This is a genomic window from Mesorhizobium sp. (assembly GCF_004962925.1).
Lineage (GTDB): Bacteria > Pseudomonadota > Alphaproteobacteria > Rhizobiales > Rhizobiaceae > Mesorhizobium.
Map to the genome: position 1 here is coordinate 37,526 of NZ_SUEO01000003.1, position 16,547 is coordinate 54,072.

The 16,547-nt window shown below is 61.7% G+C and carries 20 protein-coding genes; 14 read left to right on the forward strand and 6 right to left on the reverse strand.

What is annotated here, in order from left to right:
* A partial coding sequence (locus E5W87_RS01710; RefSeq protein WP_292393372.1) for a hypothetical protein occupies window positions 1-188 on the reverse strand: 188 nt, incomplete at its 3' end.
* Window positions 189-319: 131 nt separating this feature from the next.
* Window positions 320-1,678 carry an NAD(P)/FAD-dependent oxidoreductase gene (locus E5W87_RS01715; RefSeq protein WP_292393374.1) on the reverse strand — a complete coding sequence of 453 codons (1,359 nt, stop codon included), beginning with the start codon at window positions 1,676-1,678 and terminating at the stop codon, window positions 320-322.
* Window positions 1,679-1,923: 245 nt separating this feature from the next.
* Between E5W87_RS01715 and E5W87_RS01720 the strand changes: the two genes are divergently transcribed.
* Window positions 1,924-2,634, forward strand: coding sequence for an XRE family transcriptional regulator (locus tag E5W87_RS01720; RefSeq protein WP_292393376.1), 711 nt, complete (start codon window positions 1,924-1,926; stop codon window positions 2,632-2,634).
* A 51-nt stretch (window positions 2,635-2,685) separates the two neighbouring features.
* Here the strand turns inward: E5W87_RS01720 and E5W87_RS01725 are convergent, their stop codons facing one another.
* Genes E5W87_RS01725 through E5W87_RS01740 form a run of 4 tightly spaced genes read right to left on the reverse strand, consistent with a single transcriptional unit; the run spans window position 2,686 to window position 6,442 of the window.
* Window positions 2,686-3,726 (reverse strand): DUF3445 domain-containing protein, encoded by a 1,041-nt coding sequence (locus E5W87_RS01725; protein ID WP_292393378.1) that lies wholly within the window; start codon window positions 3,724-3,726, stop codon window positions 2,686-2,688.
* Window positions 3,727-3,735: 9 nt separating this feature from the next.
* Window positions 3,736-4,701 (reverse strand): PDR/VanB family oxidoreductase, encoded by a 966-nt coding sequence (locus E5W87_RS01730; RefSeq protein WP_292393380.1) that lies wholly within the window; start codon window positions 4,699-4,701, stop codon window positions 3,736-3,738.
* On the reverse strand, window positions 4,698-5,294 hold the full coding sequence (locus E5W87_RS01735) for a dimethylamine monooxygenase subunit DmmA family protein (RefSeq protein ID WP_292393382.1): 597 nt from the start codon (window positions 5,292-5,294) through the stop codon (window positions 4,698-4,700). Before E5W87_RS01735 ends, E5W87_RS01730 begins: the two co-directional genes overlap by 4 nt.
* A gap of 14 nt (window positions 5,295-5,308) precedes the next feature.
* On the reverse strand, window positions 5,309-6,442 hold the full coding sequence (locus tag E5W87_RS01740; RefSeq protein ID WP_292393384.1) for an aminomethyltransferase family protein: 1,134 nt from the start codon (window positions 6,440-6,442) through the stop codon (window positions 5,309-5,311).
* A 249-nt stretch (window positions 6,443-6,691) separates the two neighbouring features.
* Between E5W87_RS01740 and E5W87_RS01745 the strand changes: the two genes are divergently transcribed.
* The 13 genes from E5W87_RS01745 to E5W87_RS01805 form a co-directional block, all read left to right on the forward strand.
* Window positions 6,692-6,979, forward strand: a complete 288-nt coding sequence (locus E5W87_RS01745; RefSeq protein ID WP_292393386.1) for a hypothetical protein — start codon at window positions 6,692-6,694, stop codon at window positions 6,977-6,979.
* Between the two features lie 11 nt (window positions 6,980-6,990).
* Window positions 6,991-7,368 carry a hypothetical protein gene (locus E5W87_RS01750; RefSeq protein ID WP_292393388.1) on the forward strand — a complete coding sequence of 126 codons (378 nt, stop codon included), beginning with the start codon at window positions 6,991-6,993 and terminating at the stop codon, window positions 7,366-7,368.
* A gap of 23 nt (window positions 7,369-7,391) precedes the next feature.
* Window positions 7,392-7,553, forward strand: a complete 162-nt coding sequence (locus tag E5W87_RS01755) for a hypothetical protein (protein WP_292393390.1) — start codon at window positions 7,392-7,394, stop codon at window positions 7,551-7,553.
* A 14-nt stretch (window positions 7,554-7,567) separates the two neighbouring features.
* Window positions 7,568-8,962, forward strand: coding sequence for an APC family permease (locus tag E5W87_RS01760; protein WP_292393392.1), 1,395 nt, complete (start codon window positions 7,568-7,570; stop codon window positions 8,960-8,962).
* 60 nt (window positions 8,963-9,022) lie between these two features.
* Window positions 9,023-9,703, forward strand: a complete 681-nt coding sequence (locus E5W87_RS01765) for a hypothetical protein (RefSeq protein ID WP_292393394.1) — start codon at window positions 9,023-9,025, stop codon at window positions 9,701-9,703.
* Window positions 9,700-10,029, forward strand: a complete 330-nt coding sequence (locus tag E5W87_RS01770; protein ID WP_292393395.1) for a hypothetical protein — start codon at window positions 9,700-9,702, stop codon at window positions 10,027-10,029. Before E5W87_RS01765 ends, E5W87_RS01770 begins: the two co-directional genes overlap by 4 nt.
* Before the next feature lie 84 nt (window positions 10,030-10,113).
* Entirely contained in the window at window positions 10,114-11,010 is an 897-nt protein-coding gene (locus E5W87_RS01775) for a glutamine amidotransferase family protein (protein ID WP_292393397.1), read from the forward strand.
* 4 nt (window positions 11,011-11,014) lie between these two features.
* Window positions 11,015-11,749, forward strand: coding sequence for a GXGXG domain-containing protein (locus E5W87_RS01780; RefSeq protein ID WP_292393399.1), 735 nt, complete (start codon window positions 11,015-11,017; stop codon window positions 11,747-11,749).
* A gap of 6 nt (window positions 11,750-11,755) precedes the next feature.
* On the forward strand, window positions 11,756-13,084 hold the full coding sequence (locus E5W87_RS01785) for an FMN-binding glutamate synthase family protein (RefSeq protein WP_095483887.1): 1,329 nt from the start codon (window positions 11,756-11,758) through the stop codon (window positions 13,082-13,084).
* Window positions 13,085-13,119: 35 nt separating this feature from the next.
* Entirely contained in the window at window positions 13,120-14,427 is a 1,308-nt protein-coding gene (glnT, locus tag E5W87_RS01790; RefSeq protein ID WP_292393401.1) for a type III glutamate--ammonia ligase, read from the forward strand.
* An 83-nt stretch (window positions 14,428-14,510) separates the two neighbouring features.
* Entirely contained in the window at window positions 14,511-15,764 is a 1,254-nt protein-coding gene (locus E5W87_RS01795; protein ID WP_292393403.1) for a sarcosine oxidase subunit beta family protein, read from the forward strand.
* 15 nt (window positions 15,765-15,779) lie between these two features.
* Window positions 15,780-16,055, forward strand: a complete 276-nt coding sequence (locus tag E5W87_RS01800; protein WP_292393405.1) for a sarcosine oxidase subunit delta — start codon at window positions 15,780-15,782, stop codon at window positions 16,053-16,055.
* Window positions 16,055-16,547, forward strand: a 493-nt coding sequence (locus E5W87_RS01805; RefSeq protein ID WP_292393407.1) for a 2Fe-2S iron-sulfur cluster-binding protein, incomplete at its 3' end; no start/stop codon positions are given. The genes E5W87_RS01800 and E5W87_RS01805, both read left to right, overlap by 1 nt.

The window sequence follows — 16,547 nt, forward strand, 5'->3', positions numbered from 1 at the left end:
CAATCTCCGGCGTTTTTCCCCGATCCTCCTGTCATTTGGGTTCGGCCCGCAAAGTTTGCGTGAGAAATCAAACCGTCAAGGAGCTGCTTAGTTCCAACATCGTTCGAACTTTCCGCTTCTTCCGATTTTAGGCAGCGCACCACCCAGCAACCGGCGGGTTGGTCGGCCGCACTCGCAAAAAAACCCACGGCCGTCGCCGGCGGTGGGTTGTTTCGCAGATCCGTTGTTCCCGCAGCCCACGCAGGCCGTGTATGGCGAAAGCCGCCATGATGGGTCGTGGCGACGGCCTGACTGCAATCGTGGTGCGGCGAGGAAGCCGCTATTCCGCTGCGACCCCTTTCACCTCCAGATAGGATTCCATCGAATCGTCCATCGCCTGCAGCCAGGGCGTATGGTGCAGCGGCGCCATCGTGCCGGTCATCAGAGAGCGGTAGGCGTGGTCGCGGAAGCTCATAATGTCTTCCACCTTATGATGCTCCCATTCCATGAAGGTCTGATTGACAGCCTCCACGTCGAAGCCCGGATAGTCGGTCTGCTCCATAAGTTCCTTTGTATAGTCGCCCTGGAACCAGATCATCTGCTCGGCGTCTTCCAGCGCTTCCTCACGCGCCCGCCATTTCCTGCCGTGTTCCGCCATAGCCTCGGTCGAAGGCAGCTCTATGCGGCCCAAGATGACGTCGCGGGCGAACCAGGCTTGCGCGTCGAACATGTTGAAGGTGTAGAACTGGTCCTGCATGCCGATATAGAACAGCTGCGGGTTCTTCTCCCAGACGACGCCCTCATAGAGCCCGTCCGGCCACATGCGGTTGGCGGTCTTGAGCTTTAGATCCTCGGTGAGGAACGGGAAGGAGTGCAGGTAGCCGGTGCACAGGATGATGGCGTCGACATCCTTGGTGCTGCCGTCCTTGAAACGCGCGGTTTTGCCGACGACCTTCTGCAGCAGCGGCACTTCCTTCCAATTGTCCGGCCATTTGAAGCCCATCGGCTTCGAGCGGTAGCTGGAGGTGATCGATTTGGCGCCGTATTTGTAGCATTGCGAGCCGATATCCTCGGCCGAATAGGAGCGGCCGATGATCAGGATGTCCTTGTCCTTGAATTCCATGGCGTCGCGGAAATCGTGGCTGTGCAGGATGCGGCCATTGAAGCTCGAAAAACCCTCGAAGTAGGGAACGTTGGGCACGGAAAAATGCCCCGAGGCGACGACGACGTTGTCGAACTCCTCCGAATAGGTGACGTCATTGGTGCGGTCATGCGCGGTGACCGTGAACTTTTTCGTCGCGTCGGAGAAGGTCACCATGCGCACCGGGCTGTTGAAGCGCACCCATTTGCGCACGCCGGATTTTTCGACGCGGCCCTTGATGTAGTCCCACAGCACGGCGCGCGGCGGATAGGAGCCTATCGGCCGGCCGAAATGCTCCTCGAACGTATAGTCGGCGAATTCGAGGCATTCCTTCGGCCCGTTCGACCAGAGGTAACGGTACATCGAGCCATGCACCGGGTCGCCATGCTCGTCGAGGCCGGTGCGCCAGGTGTAATTCCACAGGCCGCCCCAGTCGGACTGCTTTTCGAAGCAGACGATTTCCGGGATATCCGCGCCCTTGTCGGCAGCCGACTTGAAGGCTCGAAGCTGGGCCATGCCGGAAGGTCCGGCTCCAATGACGGCAACACGACTTTTCATTGCGGGCCTCCCGGTCTCATTTCTCTAACGAAACAAATTTCACTGACAGGACAGTAATTGCCCCTTCGATGCTGTCAACAGGCCTTGTTGCGAAACCTCGTTTTAGCCAGGCCGGATTTCAGCGAAACCTGATCGTCACGGGTATGGAAAACAAACAAATCGATCGTCGATGGCTTGTGTGGCTGGGTCGGCACCGAATATGTTCACCGTGAGTGAAATAAATCCGCAGAACCCGGGGTGGCGACATGGCGAAGAAAGCTTCCAATTTCAGGAATGGGGCCGCCCCCGCCAAGGCCAAGCCATCGCCGAAGGGCGTGGCAACGATCCGGACGCCGCTGACCCAGGATCCACACGCCATTCGCGACACCCGTGAAAAAGTCCTGGAGGTGGCGATCGGCCGCGAGGTGCGGGCGTTTCGCAAAAAACTCGGCATCACCGTCGCCGATCTCGCGGCTGCCACCGACATTTCGCTGGGCATGTTGTCGAAGATCGAAAACGGCATCACCTCACCATCGCTGACGACATTGCAGGCGCTGTCGCGGGCGCTCGGCGTTCCGGTCACTGCCTTCTTCCGCCGTTTCGAGGAAGAGCGCAGCGCCGTCTTCGTCAAGGCCGGCGAAGGGCTGGATGTCGAGCGGCGCGGCACGCGTGCCGGCCACCAGTATAACCTTCTCGGTCATATCGGCTCGAACACCAGCGGCGTTGTCGTCGAGCCCTATCTGATCACGCTGACCGAGGATTCCGATGTGTTTCCGACCTTCCAGCATGAAGGCATGGAGTTCCTCTACATGCTCGAGGGCGAGGTCGTTTACCGGCACGGCAGCAACCTCTACCCGATGAAGCCCGGCGACAGCCTGTTCTTCGACGCCGATGCGCCGCACGGGCCGGAAGTGCTGACGCAACTGCCGATGCGCTATCTCTCGATCATCTGCTATCCGCAGAGTAGTGCTGGCTGAGTTGGCCAATCTCCCCCCTCGTGGGAGAGATTAGCAGCTTCGCGGGCAGCTTCAATCCGGCCCAAAGCCTGGGCTTGTCGGGCTGCCATCATCCAGCTTCGACAGCCACTCGAGCAGCGTCGGCCGATAGCGCGTCAGCCCCTTGTAGTTAGCAAGCTCGTCGGGCAGGTCGCGGATGACGCGATGCAGGCGCCTTGCCCATTTCGGCTGCGTCACCAGTTCGTCCATCTTGATCAGGTAGCAGCGGATCGGGAAGACGATGCCGTTCGAGCGTGGCAGCCGCCAGAAGCTTTGCAATTCGACGCGCAGATGGACCTTGTCGCCAACGTTTTCGGGCGTCACCGTCGCCCGGTCCGGACCCCATTTGTGATAATTTTCCGGACTGGTGTCGAGGCGCGGATTGATGGTCATCGTCCAGTTCAGGCGCCGCGCCGGCTTGCCCTGCTGGATGTTGGTGAGGAATTTCAGCGCCCGGACGAATATGCCCTTCTCATGCGCCAGCGGCACCGGCGCATGCCATTCGAAGAAGTTCATGCCGATGTCGAAATCCAGCGACCAGTCGGCCTGGGTGGTGACCATGCCGGCGTCCATCCACAGATTGCCGTCGCGCTGGTCGAGGATGCAGAAATCGCCTTGGCTCTGCCGCGTGATGTATTCCATCGGCCCATAGGGCAGTGTCGACACGTCGCCGAAGGTGAAGGTGTCGTCGATGCCGAGCGGCCGGTTGATCCAACGCCATCTGTCGCCGTCGCGCGTCAGCGTGAAATGCTCGGGATAGCCCAGCGCCTGCTGCTCCATCAGGAGTTCGAGCAGGTCCCAGCCGGCCAGCGTCATATGCGGCAGCGACTGGCAGCGCAAAGGGTCCTCGGCCAGCACCAGCGCGCGGTCCTGCATCTCGGCGACATAGTGCTCGTCGACGTCGATCAGGTTTTCGAGCACGCTGCCCTTTGGCCCCCGAACATGCGGCTCGATGTTGACCGCATACATGTAGCTGTCTTCTTGGAACGGGAACGGAAACCGCCTGATGTGCTCCGGGCTGTTCTTGAAGGTGAAGTCGTCGCGGAACGTTTCCTTGCGAAAGGTGATTCCCAAGCTCGCCTCCTACCTTTCCAGCACCAGCGACCTACCCTCGAAGCGCGAGACGCAAGGCATGATTTTCTTGCAGGATCGGTGCTCTTCCTCGCTCAGCCAATGGTCGTTGTGGATGAATTTGCCGTCATGCGCGATGACGTTGGTTTCGCACTGGCCGCAGACGCCGCCGCGGCAGAGATAGGGCGGATCGACGCCGGCGGCCTCGATCGCTTCGAGCAGGCTCTGCTGCTCGCCGACGCGGATCGTCCGGCCGCTGAGGCCCAGCGTCACGTCGAACGGCGCGCCAGGCTGCGGGGCCGCGAAATGCTCGAAATGCACGGTCTCCGTCGGCCAGCCCAGGCTTGCCGCGCTATCGCGCACCCAGCCGATCATGCCGGATGGGCCGCAGACATAGAGATGCGTGCCGAGCGGCTGTGACGACAGCAACCGGTCGAGCTCGATGCGCTCGTCGCGGTCGTCATGGTAGAGCCTTACCCGGCGGTCGTAGCGCTCTCTGAGCACATCGGCATAGGTGCCAAGCGAGGCGGTGCGGCAGGTGTAATGCAGCTCGAAATTGCCGCCTTCCGCCGCGAGCTGCGCGGTCTGCGCCATGAACGGCGTGATGCCGATGCCTCCCGCCAGCATCAGGTGCTTCCTGGCGCGCAGGTCGAGCGAGAACAGATTAACCGGATAGCTGATCACCATCTCCATGCCAGGCCTGACATTCCTGTGCATGAACAGCGAGCCGCCGCGGCCGACATCGTCGCGGCGCACCGAGATCGTGTATTCGCGCGTGTCGAGCGGCGAGCCCATCAGCGAATAGGGATTGAGCCTGGTCCGCTCGCCGTCGCGCATTTCGACGACGACATGGGCGCCGCCGGAGAATCTCGGCAGCAGCGCTCCATCACGCCTGCGGAAATGGAAGCGCGTCACCAATTCGTTGACCGGGACGACATCGCTCACCACGACGTCAAGCTTGGTGGTGCCGGTGCTCATCGAAAGATCTCCTCCGCCGGAGGAATTTCGCTGCGGTCTTCCGCATTGATGCAGACGCCCTGGAATGCCGCGAGGCGCCTGGAATAATGATCGCGTACCAGGAGAAGCAGGCCGCAATGCGAACAGGTCGCCGGCTGCGTCGTCACGTTTTCGGTGATGCCCTTGCAGTGAACACATTGTATGCGACGCGCCAGCGAACCGCGATGCTCTGTCTGGATCGATGTGTGGTCGATGCCGGCTTCGAGCGCCGCCTGCATGGCCTGGCCGATCAGCCCTTCGGTGCCGGCGAGATAGAGGCGCAGGCCCATATGCGCGTTGGCGAGCGTCTGCTTCAGTCGCGGCAGAGCGTTGGCGAAGGAATGGCCTTGGTAGAACTGCGCCGGCTTCAGCGCCTGGAGCGCGGCGACATGCTTGCCGTCATTGCCGAGGATGAAGATGATATGGGCATTTGCAAAGAAGCCGGCGGGCGCCTTGGATGCCAGGTCTGTTATCGCCAGCGCACCCTCTGCATCCGCCACGAAAAGATGGTGCTTGCCGGGCTGCAGGGACAGGGTTCCGTAGACCGGCCGGCTGATGATGCTTTTCGCTGCCATCCTCTCAGTATGCCTCAGCCTTTCGCCGTGCGCTTGGTCTTCTTCGGATCATCGAACGGAAGCGGCTCAGCCGTTGCGCTGATGGCGCCGCTCTGGTTGCGGATCTCGAGCCTGGTGCCCTGGACGGCGCAGTCGACGTCGAGCCGGGCGATGCCCATCGATTTCTTGACCAGCGGCGAATACATGGCGCAGGTCACCACGCCGACCTTTTTGCCATCGCGATAAACCGGCGCGCCTTCGTCGGCCGGCTCCTTGCCCTCGAGCAGCACGCCGAAAATCTTGAAGCGCTCCTTGCCCTTGAGGCGGTAGTGCTCCTCGGCGCCGCGAAAGCCTGTCTTGCCGGGGCTGACGGTGAAATCGAGGCCGAGTTCCCACAGCGTGTCACCGGGGCCTTCGTTCTCGAACGGATATTTCTGCGAATTGTCGTAGGGGTAGAACAACAGGTAGCTCTCGACGCGCAGCATATCGAGCGTGGTGAACCGGCACGGAATGATGCCGGCGCTCTTGCCCTCGTCGAGGATGGTGTCCCAGATCGTGCCGGCATCCTGGCCACGGCAGAATATCTCGTAGCCGCGTTCGCCGGTGTAGCCGGTGCGCGAGATCATCACCGGAAAACCGAACAGCCGCGTCTGCATGTGATGGAAATAGTTGAGGTCGCGAATGCCTGGCACATGCTTGGCCAGATAGTCGACGGCGGCCGGGCCCTGCAGCGAAAGGTCGTGCAGATTGTCGTCGAAGCGCAGCGAGACATCGCGGCCCATGGCGGCGCGCTGCAACTCCTCATGGCCGGTGCCCGAACCGTGCACGACCATCCAGGCATTCGGGCCGGTGCGGTAGAGGATGCAGTCGTCGGTGAACTTGCCGGCTTCGTTCAGCATGCAGGCATAGGCCGACTTGCCGGGATAGATCTTTTCCACGTCGCGCGTCGTGGCGAGGTCGATCAGGTGCGAGGCATGTGGCCCGGTGATGTGGACCTTCTTCAGGCCGGACACGTCCATCAGCCCGGCCTTGGTGCGGATGGCGATATACTCCTCGTCGGCGTCCTTGTCGTAGGTCCAGGCGGTGCCCATCCCGCTCCAGTCTTCGAGCTTCGAACCGAGCGCACGATGGCGATCCGCCAAGGTCGAAAATCTCCAGGATGCCGTCATCCGCTCGTCCTCCGTTATGATATCAGCTGTTCCCCGCTCCTGTGCGCAGAGGCCGGAGCATTGACCGAATATTGACCGCAAACGCAGGAGCCCTGCAATACCCGCAAGCAAATTATTTCATTGTCAGGCAAACTCCGGCGCGGAACAAACGGTTAATCGAGCGTAAAATTGGCTTGACAATTCCAGAATTCGGACAGAACTTATGAAAAAAATTTCACTCTCTTGAAAGAGAGCGATGGAGGGGAAACGATGTCCAACCTGCAGCAGCGCATTGAAGCGTTATACCGTTCCGACGTGCGCGGAGCGGTGCTCCTGATCGTCTGCCTCTGGGCGACGATCCTCTTCGTCCTTGTGATGACCTGGCCATACATCCCGGACATGGGGATCAGGGTCGTCGTCACCGTCGCTGCTGCCGCCGTGCTGATCTTCAACACGGCCGCCATCCTGGCGATGGTCAACCACTACAAGGAAGACAAGGACTTCATTTACGGGCTCGACATCAAGCACGCCGACGCCTTCCGCAACCGCAAGTCCTGAGGGGAGAGAGCATGTCGCGCTATACACCGCCGGAACAAAGCAAAGCCGGACAGGTTTTCGATATCGCCGTCGTCGTGGTCGCCATTTTCGTTGCCCTGTGGCTGCCGCTGAAGCTCGGCCTGGCGGGGGCTGCGAAGTCCATCGACGCGCTCGACGCCAAGACGTGGGAAGCGCTTGGCCAGAACCCGACAATGGCGTCGATCTGGGAGAAGCTCGGCTACACGCCGGAGACCGCGCACGACATCATCCAGAACCGGTTTCACTACTTCATCGACTGGCCGACGCTGATCATCATGGCCGCGGTTCTGATCGGCTATTTCATCTTCCTGTTTCGCGCATCCGACCGCGAATATCGCGACGTCATCAACGAAAAGTTCGACGACAAATAAACCGCCATCGGGGAAGCATCGTCATGTGGACCGTACTCTCTTATGCATCGTGGGGCATCTCGATCGTGCTCGCGCTGTGGATGCTCTACGACTGGTTCAAGATCGACACGACTTTTTCCGAAGAGGTGCTGACCTCGTCGCGGGAAGGCGAACTTGAAGCCGTGTCCGAAAAACACCGGATCTGAGTGGGGATTGAACAATGACGATCGCGCTTGAACCGGCAGTGCATGGCGACAAGGTCTCGCTGCTCAGGGTGCTCGGCCCGGCCCATGTCTGGGCATTGGGCGTCGGCATCGTTCTGGTCGGCGAATTCACCGGCTGGAATTTCGCTGCCGACAAGGGCGGCGCACTGGCGGCGCTGATTGTCTGCTGGGTTGTCGGGCTGCTCTACACCTCCGTCGCCATGATCGATTCCGAGGTCACCTCGACCGTCGCAGCCGCCGGCGGCCAATATGCACAGGCAAAGCACATTGTCGGGCCGCTGATGGCGTTCAACGTCGCGCTGTTCCTGGTTTTCGCCTACACCATGCTCGAAGTCTCAGATGCCATATTGCTCGGCGATACGATCGTCGCAAAGGCGGGCGTCGAAGGCCTAAACCACAACGCCTTCATTGCCGCGACTATCGTGACGCTGGCGTGGCTGAACTATCGCGGCGTGCTGATGACGCTCAACGTGAACTTCGTCATCACCGCGGTCGCCTATGTTTCGATCGTCATCCTGTTTTTCTCTGTCAGCCCATGGACGCAAGGCGCCGTGTTGAAGCTGAACGAGTTGGTGACTCCCGGCAACGCCCTGCCCTATGGCTGGATCGGCGTCATTGCCGCCTTTCAGTTCGGCATCTGGTACTATCTCGGCATCGAGGGCACCACGCAGGCGGCCGAGGAAGTGCGCTCGCCGGCCCGCTCGCTGCCCTACGGCACGATGGCCGGTATGATCACGCTTTTGATCGCCGCTGCCATGACTTGGTATGTCTGCGCCTCGATGATGCCGTGGGAATATCTCGGCACCACCTATTACCCGCTTTGGGACGCAGCCAAGCTGACCGGCAGTCCGCTGCTTGAAAACCTGTTGTTCATCGCGACGCTGCTCGCGGCACTGGCTTCCGCCAATGGCTGCATCAATGATGCCGCGCGCGCCTGGTTCTCGCTCGGCCGCGATCGCTATTTGCCGAGCTGGTTCGCGGCCGTGCATCCGAAATACCGCACACCCTATCGCTCGATCCTGTTCCTGCTGCCGATCGCGCTCGCCTTCGCTTTCATCGCCGACCTCAACCAGGCGATCACCTTCTCCATCCTGTCGGGGGTGCTGCAATACACCTTCATGAGCATCAACATCATGATGTTCAGGAAGAAATGGCCGCTCGGCTCGATCCGTCGTGGCTACACGCATCCGTTCCACCCGCTGCCGGCCATCGTGCTGTTCTGCCTGTGCGTGGTCACTTTCTTCGCCATCTTCCTCGGCTTCGGGTCGCAGCTGATAGCGATGGTAGCGTTCTACTTCCTGATCTCGCTGTGGTTCCACTTCTACCGCTACAAATTCGTGCGCCGTGGTGCTCAGTTCACCATGCCGTGGCCGAAGCCGCAGGGATATTGATGAGAGAAAGGAAAGCCCGCCCGGTTTACGGGCGGGCGTTGGCGTGACGAGGTGCGTTAAGTGACATCGGCATTGCTCGCCGGGGCGGTTGCTCTGGCTCTGGTCCTTCACCTTGCCTGGGTTGCGCGCGCCAACCGGAACAAGGCCTTGGCCGCGCTTGCCGCCGATGAAGCCAGCGTCCGTGCCGTCATCCCGGATGCGGCCAACATCTCGGACGGCACGGCCGGCGTCGTCACCTGGGCCGGCTCATGGAACGGCCGGCGGGTCCAGGTGCGGACCATCATCGACACGCTGGCGACAAGAAAGCTTCCGACACGCTGGCTCAGTATCTCGATCACCGAAAGGGTCGCGGTATCAGGCACGTTCGACATGATGATGCGGCCGGGTTCGCCGACCACCTTCTCCAACTTCGATCATCTCGACCATACGTTGCCCAAGGCCGCAGGATTTCCAGCCGAGGCGGTGCTGCGGACGGACCGCAAGGGCGTGGGCTTTCCGCTGGACATCATCGCGGATCACCTCGACATGTTTGCCGAGGGGCGCGCCAAGGAACTGTTGATCACGCCAAACGGTGTGCGCATCGTCTGGTTGTTGGCGGAGGCCGAGCGAGCCCGTTATGGCGTGTTCCGGCAGGCTGAATTCGGCAGTGTCAGGTTTGATCCATCGCTGATCGAAAAACTGCTGGCATCCGCATCCGCGCTTCGCGATGCCATCAACCATGCCGAACGGCGGGCCGCATGAACAGCCAGGCGACCTCGCCCGCACCACCAAATCCGTACTTCGTCCTCGGCGCCGCGATTGTGTTGCCGGGAAGCGGACATGTCGTTCTGGGCGTGCCGGTGCGCGGCCTGCAGTTTCTTTTCTTCATGGCGATCCTGGCATGGGTCACGGCCAAGATCGCGCCACCCGATGCCAGCTTCATCGGCCGCCATGCCGGCGGCGTCCTGATCTATGCTCTGTCGATCCTCGACGCCTATAAGATCGCCCGTATCCGCCACGCCAAATGGGTTCACAACACCCGCCAAGGCGGCGATAGTGCGAGCGGCGATCCACAGGCCGATCTGTAACCACAGGAAAATTTTTTTCATACCAATTGAATTCTCAGGACTCATTCGATACATCTCCAAGGGAACAAACCTCGGGAGCCTGACATGTGCGGAATCGTCGGACTGTTTTTGAAGGACAAGTCGCTTGAACCCCAGTTGGGCTCGATGCTTTCGGAAATGCTGATCTCGCTCAGCGATCGCGGTCCGGACAGCGCAGGCATTGCCATCTATGGCGCGCCATCTGGACACGAAGCCAAGATCACAATCCAGTCGGCAAAGCCGGAGCGCGACTTTCTCGGCCTCGACGCCGAACTCGCCAAGGCCATCGGAGCGCCGGTGAGTATTGCGGTGAAATCGACGCACGCGGTGGTCAGGACTACGCCTGCCAAGATCGACGAAGCGCGCGAGGCCATCCAGACGCTGCGTTCCGACATCCGCATCATGGGCGCCGGCGACGTCGTCGAGATCTACAAGGAAGTCGGATTGCCGGAGGCGGTCGTCGATCGCTTCGATGTGCGCAGCATGACCGGCACGCACGGCATCGGCCATACCCGCATGGCGACAGAATCGGCGGTGACGACGATGGGTGCGCATCCGTTCTCGACCGGCGCCGATCAGTGCCTGGTGCACAATGGTTCGCTGTCCAATCACAATAATGTCCGCCGCGAACTGATCCGCGAAGGCATGAAATTCGAGACCGAGAACGACACCGAAGTCGCGGCCGCCTATCTCTCCTCGCAGATGGCGCATGGGAAGAATCTCGGCGAGGCGCTGGAAGGCACGCTGAGCGACCTCGACGGCTTCTTCACCTTCGTCGTCGGCACCAAGAACGGCTTCGGCGTGGTTCGCGATCCGATCGCCTGCAAGCCCGCAGTCATGGCCGAAACCGACCAGTATGTCGCCTTCGGCTCGGAATATCGTGCGCTCACCAAACTGCCCGGCATAGACAATGCGAGAGTCTGGGAACCCGAGCCCGCAACCGTCTATTTCTGGGAGCATTGAGCTCATGCCGGCAATCAACGTCTTCAAGGCGGCGCGGGATCAAAGCCATGCATCGCGCATTTTCGACCTCAGCGAAATGCCACTGCGCGATCTCAATCAGGCGCTTCACAATTTGACCCCTGGTTCGAACGAGACCGCCTGGGAAGTGCTTCATCCGAAAGGCAGCCATTCGGTCGCCGTCGGCGTCGACCAGCCGATCACCATCGATGTCCGCGGCAGCGTCGGCTATTATTGCGGTGGCATGAACGACGGCAGCGCCATCACCGTGCATGGCTCGGCCGGACCGGGCGTCGGCGAAAACATGATGTCGGGCTCGATAACAGTGAAAGGCGATGCCAGCCAGTATGCCGGCGCGACCGGCAAGGGCGGGCTTCTGGTCATTGAAGGCAACGCGTCCTCGCGCTGCGGCATTTCGATGAAGGGCATCGATATCGTCGTTCATGGCAATATCGGCCACATGTCGGCCTTCATGGCGCAGTCCGGCAATCTGGTGGTGCTGGGCGATGCCGGCGACGCGCTCGGCGATTCCATCTACGAGGCGCGGCTCTTCGTGCGCGGCAAAGTCGAAAGTCTCGGCGCCGACTGCATCGCCAAAGAGATGCGGCCCGAGCACCTGGAGTTGCTGCAGGGCCTGCTCGACCGCGCCGGGGTGACCGGCGTCAAAGCGGCCGAATTCAAGCGTTACGGCTCGGCGCGCACGCTCTACAATTTCAACATCGACAACGCCGACGCGTATTGAGGCAGCATGACCTATCGCAACCCGCCGACGACGCCGCGCAAATCCGCGACTTTCGACGACTACACGCTCTCCGAGATCCGCCGGGCCGCGGCGACCGGCATCTATGACATCCGTGGCGCCGGCGCCAAGCGCAAGCTGCCGCATTTCGACGACCTGCTGTTCCTCGGCGCCTCGATCTCGCGTTATCCGCTCGAAGGCTATCGCGAGCGCTGCGACACCAGTGTCGTGCTGGGCTCGCGCCATGCCAAGAAGCCGATCGAGCTGAAAATTCCGATCACCATTGCCGGCATGAGTTTCGGGTCGCTGTCCGGCCCGGCAAAAGAAGCTTTGGGTCGCGGCGCGACGCTGTCCGGCACCTCGACGACCACCGGCGACGGCGGCATGACCGAGGAAGAGCGCGGCCACTCGCAGACGCTGGTCTATCAATATCTGCCGTCGCGCTATGGCATGAACCCGCGCGATTTGCGACGGGCCGATGCGATCGAGATCGTCGTCGGCCAGGGCGCCAAGCCCGGCGGCGGCGGCATGCTGCTTGGCCAGAAGATCTCGGACCGGGTCGCCGAAATGCGCACGCTGCCGAAGGGCATCGACCAGCGCTCGGCCTCGCGCCATCCCGATTGGACCGGGCCGGACGATCTCGAGATCAAGATCCTGGAACTGCGCGAAATCACCGACTGGGAAAAGCCGATCTACGTCAAGGTCGGCGGCGCGCGGCCCTATTACGACACAGCACTTGCGGTGAAATCAGGCGCAGATGTCGTCGTGATCGACGGCATGCAGGGCGGCACCGCCGCAACCCAGGAAGTGTTCATCGAGAATGTCGGCCAGCCGACACTTGCCTGCATAAGACCGGCGGTGCAGGCGCTGCAGGATCTCGGCATGCACCGCAAGGTGCAGCTGATCGTCTCCGGCGGCATCCGCAACGGCGCCGATGTCGCCAAGGCGCTGGCGCTCGGCGTCGACGCGGTGTCGATCGGCACGGCAGCACTTGTCGCGCTCGGCGACAACGACCCGCGCTGGGAGGCGGACTACAACGAGCTCGGCACGACCGCCGGCGCCTATGACGACTGGCATGAGGGGCGCGACCCGGCTGGCATCACCACCCAGGACCCCGAGCTGATGAAGCGAGTCGACCCGATCGCCGCCGGACGGCGATTGGCGAATTACCTGAAGGTGATGACGCTGGAGGCGCAGACCATTGCCCGCGCCTGCGGCAAGAACAGCCTGCACAATCTCGAGCCCGAGGATCTCGTCGCACTCACGATCGAAGCCGCCGCCATGGCCGGCGTGCCGCTGGCCGGCACCAACTGGATACCGGGGAAGAACGGCTTCTAAGACATCACAACAAATTCCGTAAGCGAGGAACTATAATGGGGAACGATCTCGCCGCCTTTGCCAAAGAGAAGGGCGTCAAATATTTCATGATATCCTACACGGACCTGTTCGGCGGCCAGCGCGCCAAGCTGGTGCCGGCGCAGGCTATCGCCGACATGCAGAAGGACGGTGCCGGCTTTGCCGGCTTTGCCACTTGGCTCGACCTGACGCCGGCTCATCCCGACATGCTGGCGGTGCCGGATCCGGATTCGGTCATCCAGTTGCCGTGGAAACCGGAAGTCGCCTGGGTCGCCGCCAATTGCATCATGGACGACAAATCGGTCGCCCAGGCGCCGCGCAACACGCTGAAGCGGCTGATTGCCGAGGCGGCCGGCGACGGCATGCATGTCAAGACCGGCGTCGAGGCTGAATTCTTCCTGATCTCGCCGGACGGCAAGACGATCTCCGACGAATACGACACCGCATCAAAACCCTGCTACGACCAGCAGGCGGTGATGCGCCGCTACGATGTCATCGCCGAGATCTGCGACCACATGCTGGCGCTTGGCTGGGGCGCCTATCAGAACGACCACGAGGACGCCAACGGCCAGTTCGAGATGAACTGGGCCTTCGACGATGCGCTGGCGACCGCCGACAAGCATTCCTTCTTCAAGTTCATGGTGAGGTCCGTTGCCGAAAAGCACGGACTGCGCGCCACCTTCATGCCGAAGCCATTCCCCGGCCTGACTGGCAATGGCTGTCACGCCCATATCTCGGTGTGGGACAAATCAGGCAAGACCAATGTCTTTGCCGACAATGCCATGGAGCTCGGCCTGTCGGCGAAGGGCAAGAATTTCCTTGGCGGCATCATGAAGCATGCCTCGGCACTTGCCGCGATCACCAACCCGACCGTCAATTCCTACAAGCGCATCAACGCGCCGCGCACCATTTCGGGCGCAACCTGGGCGCCGAACTCGGTAACCTGGACCGGCAACAACCGCACTCATATGGTGCGCGTGCCCGGCCCCGGCCGCTTCGAGCTGCGCCTGCCCGACGGCGCGGCAAATCCTTATCTGCTGCAGGCCGTCATCATCGCCGCCGGGCTGGACGGCATCCGCTCGAAGGCCGATCCCGGCAGGCGCTACGACATCGACATGTACCAGTTCGGTCATACGGTGGAAGGTGCGCCGAAGCTGCCGCTCAACCTGCTCGACGCATTGCGCGAGTTCGACAATGACAAATCGCTCAAGGCGGCGCTGGGTGAGGAATTCTCGTCGGCTTATCTAAAGCTCAAGCACCAGGAATGGAATTCCTATGCTTCCCACTTCACCCAGTGGGAGCGTGACCACACGTTGGATATCTAGAGCATCGGACCGAAGCGGTTTTCGGATGAATCCGATGCGTCAAGAAAGGTCCTGCGTGGCGCGAGCGACCTCGGAATAGATTTATGAAATACTCGATCTTCTCCCTCGCCCGCGCCGCATTTTCCGGCCACAAGAATTGGCAGCGCACCTGGCGCGACGCCAGCCCGAAGGATCACTACGATGTGGTGATCATCGGCGGCGGCGGCCACGGCCTGGCGACGGCATGGTTTCTGGCCAGCGAGTACGGCATCAGAAATGTCGCCGTGCTCGAAAAGGGCTGGATCGGCTCCGGCAATGCCGGGCGCAACACCACCATCATCCGCTCCAATTACGGGCTGCCCGGCAATACCGGCTTCTACGAACTGTCGATGAAGCTGTGGGAGCGGATGGAGCAGGATCTCAACTACAATACGATGGTCAGCCAGCGCGGCGTCATCAACCTCTATCATTCCGACGCGCAGCGCGACGCTTATGCGCGGCGCGGCAATACCATGCGCATCAATGGCATCGATGTCGAACTCTTGGACCTTGCCGCGGTCAAGAAGATGATGCCGTTCCTGAACTTCGACAATGCACGCTTTCCCGTGCAAGGCGGCCTGCTGCAGCGGCGTGGCGGCACGGCGCGCCACGACGCCGTGGTCTGGGGCTACGCCCATGCGGCAAGCGCGCTCGGCGTCGACATCATCCAGAACTGCGAGGTGACAGGTTTTTCGCGCGACGCCAACGGCAAGGTGACCGGCGTCGAGACGACGCGCGGCACAATCGGCGCCGGCAAGGTCGGCATGGCCGTTGCCGGCAGTTCGTCGCGCGTCGCTGCGATGGCCGGCCTGCGCCTGCCGATCGAGAGCCATGTGCTGCAGGCCTTCGTCTCCGAAGCAATCAAACCGCTGATCCCCAACGTCATGACTTTCGGTGCCGGCCATTTCTATGTCAGCCAGTCCGACAAGGGCGGGCTGGTCTTCGGCGGCGATATCGACGGCTACAATTCCTATGCCCAGCGCGGCAACATGCCGGTGATGGAAGACGTGTGCGAGGGCGGCATGGCGCTGATGCCGATGATCGGTCGCGTGCGCCTTTTGCGCCAGTGGGGCGGCATCATGGACATGTCGATGGACGGTTCGCCGATCATCGACAAGACGCCGGTGGACGGGCTCTATCTCAATGCCGGCTGGTGCTATGGCGGCTTCAAGGCAACGCCGGGCTCCGGCTTTGTCTTTGCCCATCTTCTGGCCCGCGACGAGCCGCATATGGAGGCCGCAAGATTCCGCCTCGACCGGTTCCGGCGCGGCGCCATGATCGATGAAAAGGGCGTCGGCGCCCAACCGAACCTGCACTGAGGACGGCCGGAAAACATGCGTATTGTCTGTCCCTTCTGCGGCGAACGTGAACTCGGCGAGTTCACTTATCTCGGCGACGCCAAGCCAGTGCGTCCGGCGGCCGGCGCCTCGCACGACGAGGTGTTCGACTACGTCTATCTGCGCGACAACATTGCCGGTGAGACGAGCGAACACTGGTATCATGGCGGCGGCTGCCGGGCCTGGCTGAAGATCACTCGCAACACGCTGACACACGAGATTTCCTCGGTCGAGCCGGCGGCAGGCGTCGGTGCCGCCAAGGTTGGCGCCTGATGGTTAGTCGCGCGCAGACACACCGGCTGGAAAGTGGCGGCCTCATCGACCGTTCGGCGCCGCTGAATTTTCGCTTCGACGGCAAGACCTTTGCCGGCTTCGAGGGCGACACGCTTGCCTCGGCGCTGATCGCCAATGGCGTCAAGCTGGTTGGCCGCTCGTTCAAATACCACCGGCCGCGCGGCATCCTGACCGCAGGCTCGGAAGAGCCCAACGCGCTGGTCGAATTGCGCACGGGCTCACGGCGCGAACCGAACACCAAAGCGACCACAGCCGAACTTTATGACGGGCTCGAAGCAGCCAGCCAGAACCGCTGGCCATCGCTGCGCCACGATCTGATGGCGGTGAACCAGTTGTTCGCGCCGATCTTCGTTGCCGGCTTCTACTACAAGACCTTCATGTGGCCGGCAAAATTCTGGGAAGCGGTCTACGAGCCGGCGATCCGCCGCGCTGCCGGCCTTGGGCGCGCGGCAGGCGTTGCCGATCCGGACC

Coding starts and splice junctions, on each gene's coding strand:
- glnT (WP_292393401.1), top strand. CDS start 13,120: ATGGGGAACGATCTCGCCGCCTTTGCCAAAGAGAAGGGCGTCAAATAT.
- E5W87_RS01720 (WP_292393376.1), top strand. CDS start 1,924: ATGGCGAAGAAAGCTTCCAATTTCAGGAATGGGGCCGCCCCCGCCAAG.
- E5W87_RS01795 (WP_292393403.1), top strand. CDS start 14,511: ATGAAATACTCGATCTTCTCCCTCGCCCGCGCCGCATTTTCCGGCCAC.
- E5W87_RS01780 (WP_292393399.1), top strand. CDS start 11,015: ATGCCGGCAATCAACGTCTTCAAGGCGGCGCGGGATCAAAGCCATGCA.
- E5W87_RS01745 (WP_292393386.1), top strand. CDS start 6,692: ATGTCCAACCTGCAGCAGCGCATTGAAGCGTTATACCGTTCCGACGTG.
- E5W87_RS01735 (WP_292393382.1), bottom strand. CDS start 5,294: ATGGCAGCGAAAAGCATCATCAGCCGGCCGGTCTACGGAACCCTGTCC.
- E5W87_RS01750 (WP_292393388.1), top strand. CDS start 6,991: ATGTCGCGCTATACACCGCCGGAACAAAGCAAAGCCGGACAGGTTTTC.
- E5W87_RS01730 (WP_292393380.1), bottom strand. CDS start 4,701: ATGAGCACCGGCACCACCAAGCTTGACGTCGTGGTGAGCGATGTCGTC.
- E5W87_RS01755 (WP_292393390.1), top strand. CDS start 7,392: ATGTGGACCGTACTCTCTTATGCATCGTGGGGCATCTCGATCGTGCTC.
- E5W87_RS01770 (WP_292393395.1), top strand. CDS start 9,700: ATGAACAGCCAGGCGACCTCGCCCGCACCACCAAATCCGTACTTCGTC.
- E5W87_RS01800 (WP_292393405.1), top strand. CDS start 15,780: ATGCGTATTGTCTGTCCCTTCTGCGGCGAACGTGAACTCGGCGAGTTC.
- E5W87_RS01775 (WP_292393397.1), top strand. CDS start 10,114: ATGTGCGGAATCGTCGGACTGTTTTTGAAGGACAAGTCGCTTGAACCC.
- E5W87_RS01715 (WP_292393374.1), bottom strand. CDS start 1,678: ATGAAAAGTCGTGTTGCCGTCATTGGAGCCGGACCTTCCGGCATGGCC.
- E5W87_RS01760 (WP_292393392.1), top strand. CDS start 7,568: ATGACGATCGCGCTTGAACCGGCAGTGCATGGCGACAAGGTCTCGCTG.
- E5W87_RS01740 (WP_292393384.1), bottom strand. CDS start 6,442: ATGACGGCATCCTGGAGATTTTCGACCTTGGCGGATCGCCATCGTGCG.
- E5W87_RS01785 (WP_095483887.1), top strand. CDS start 11,756: ATGACCTATCGCAACCCGCCGACGACGCCGCGCAAATCCGCGACTTTC.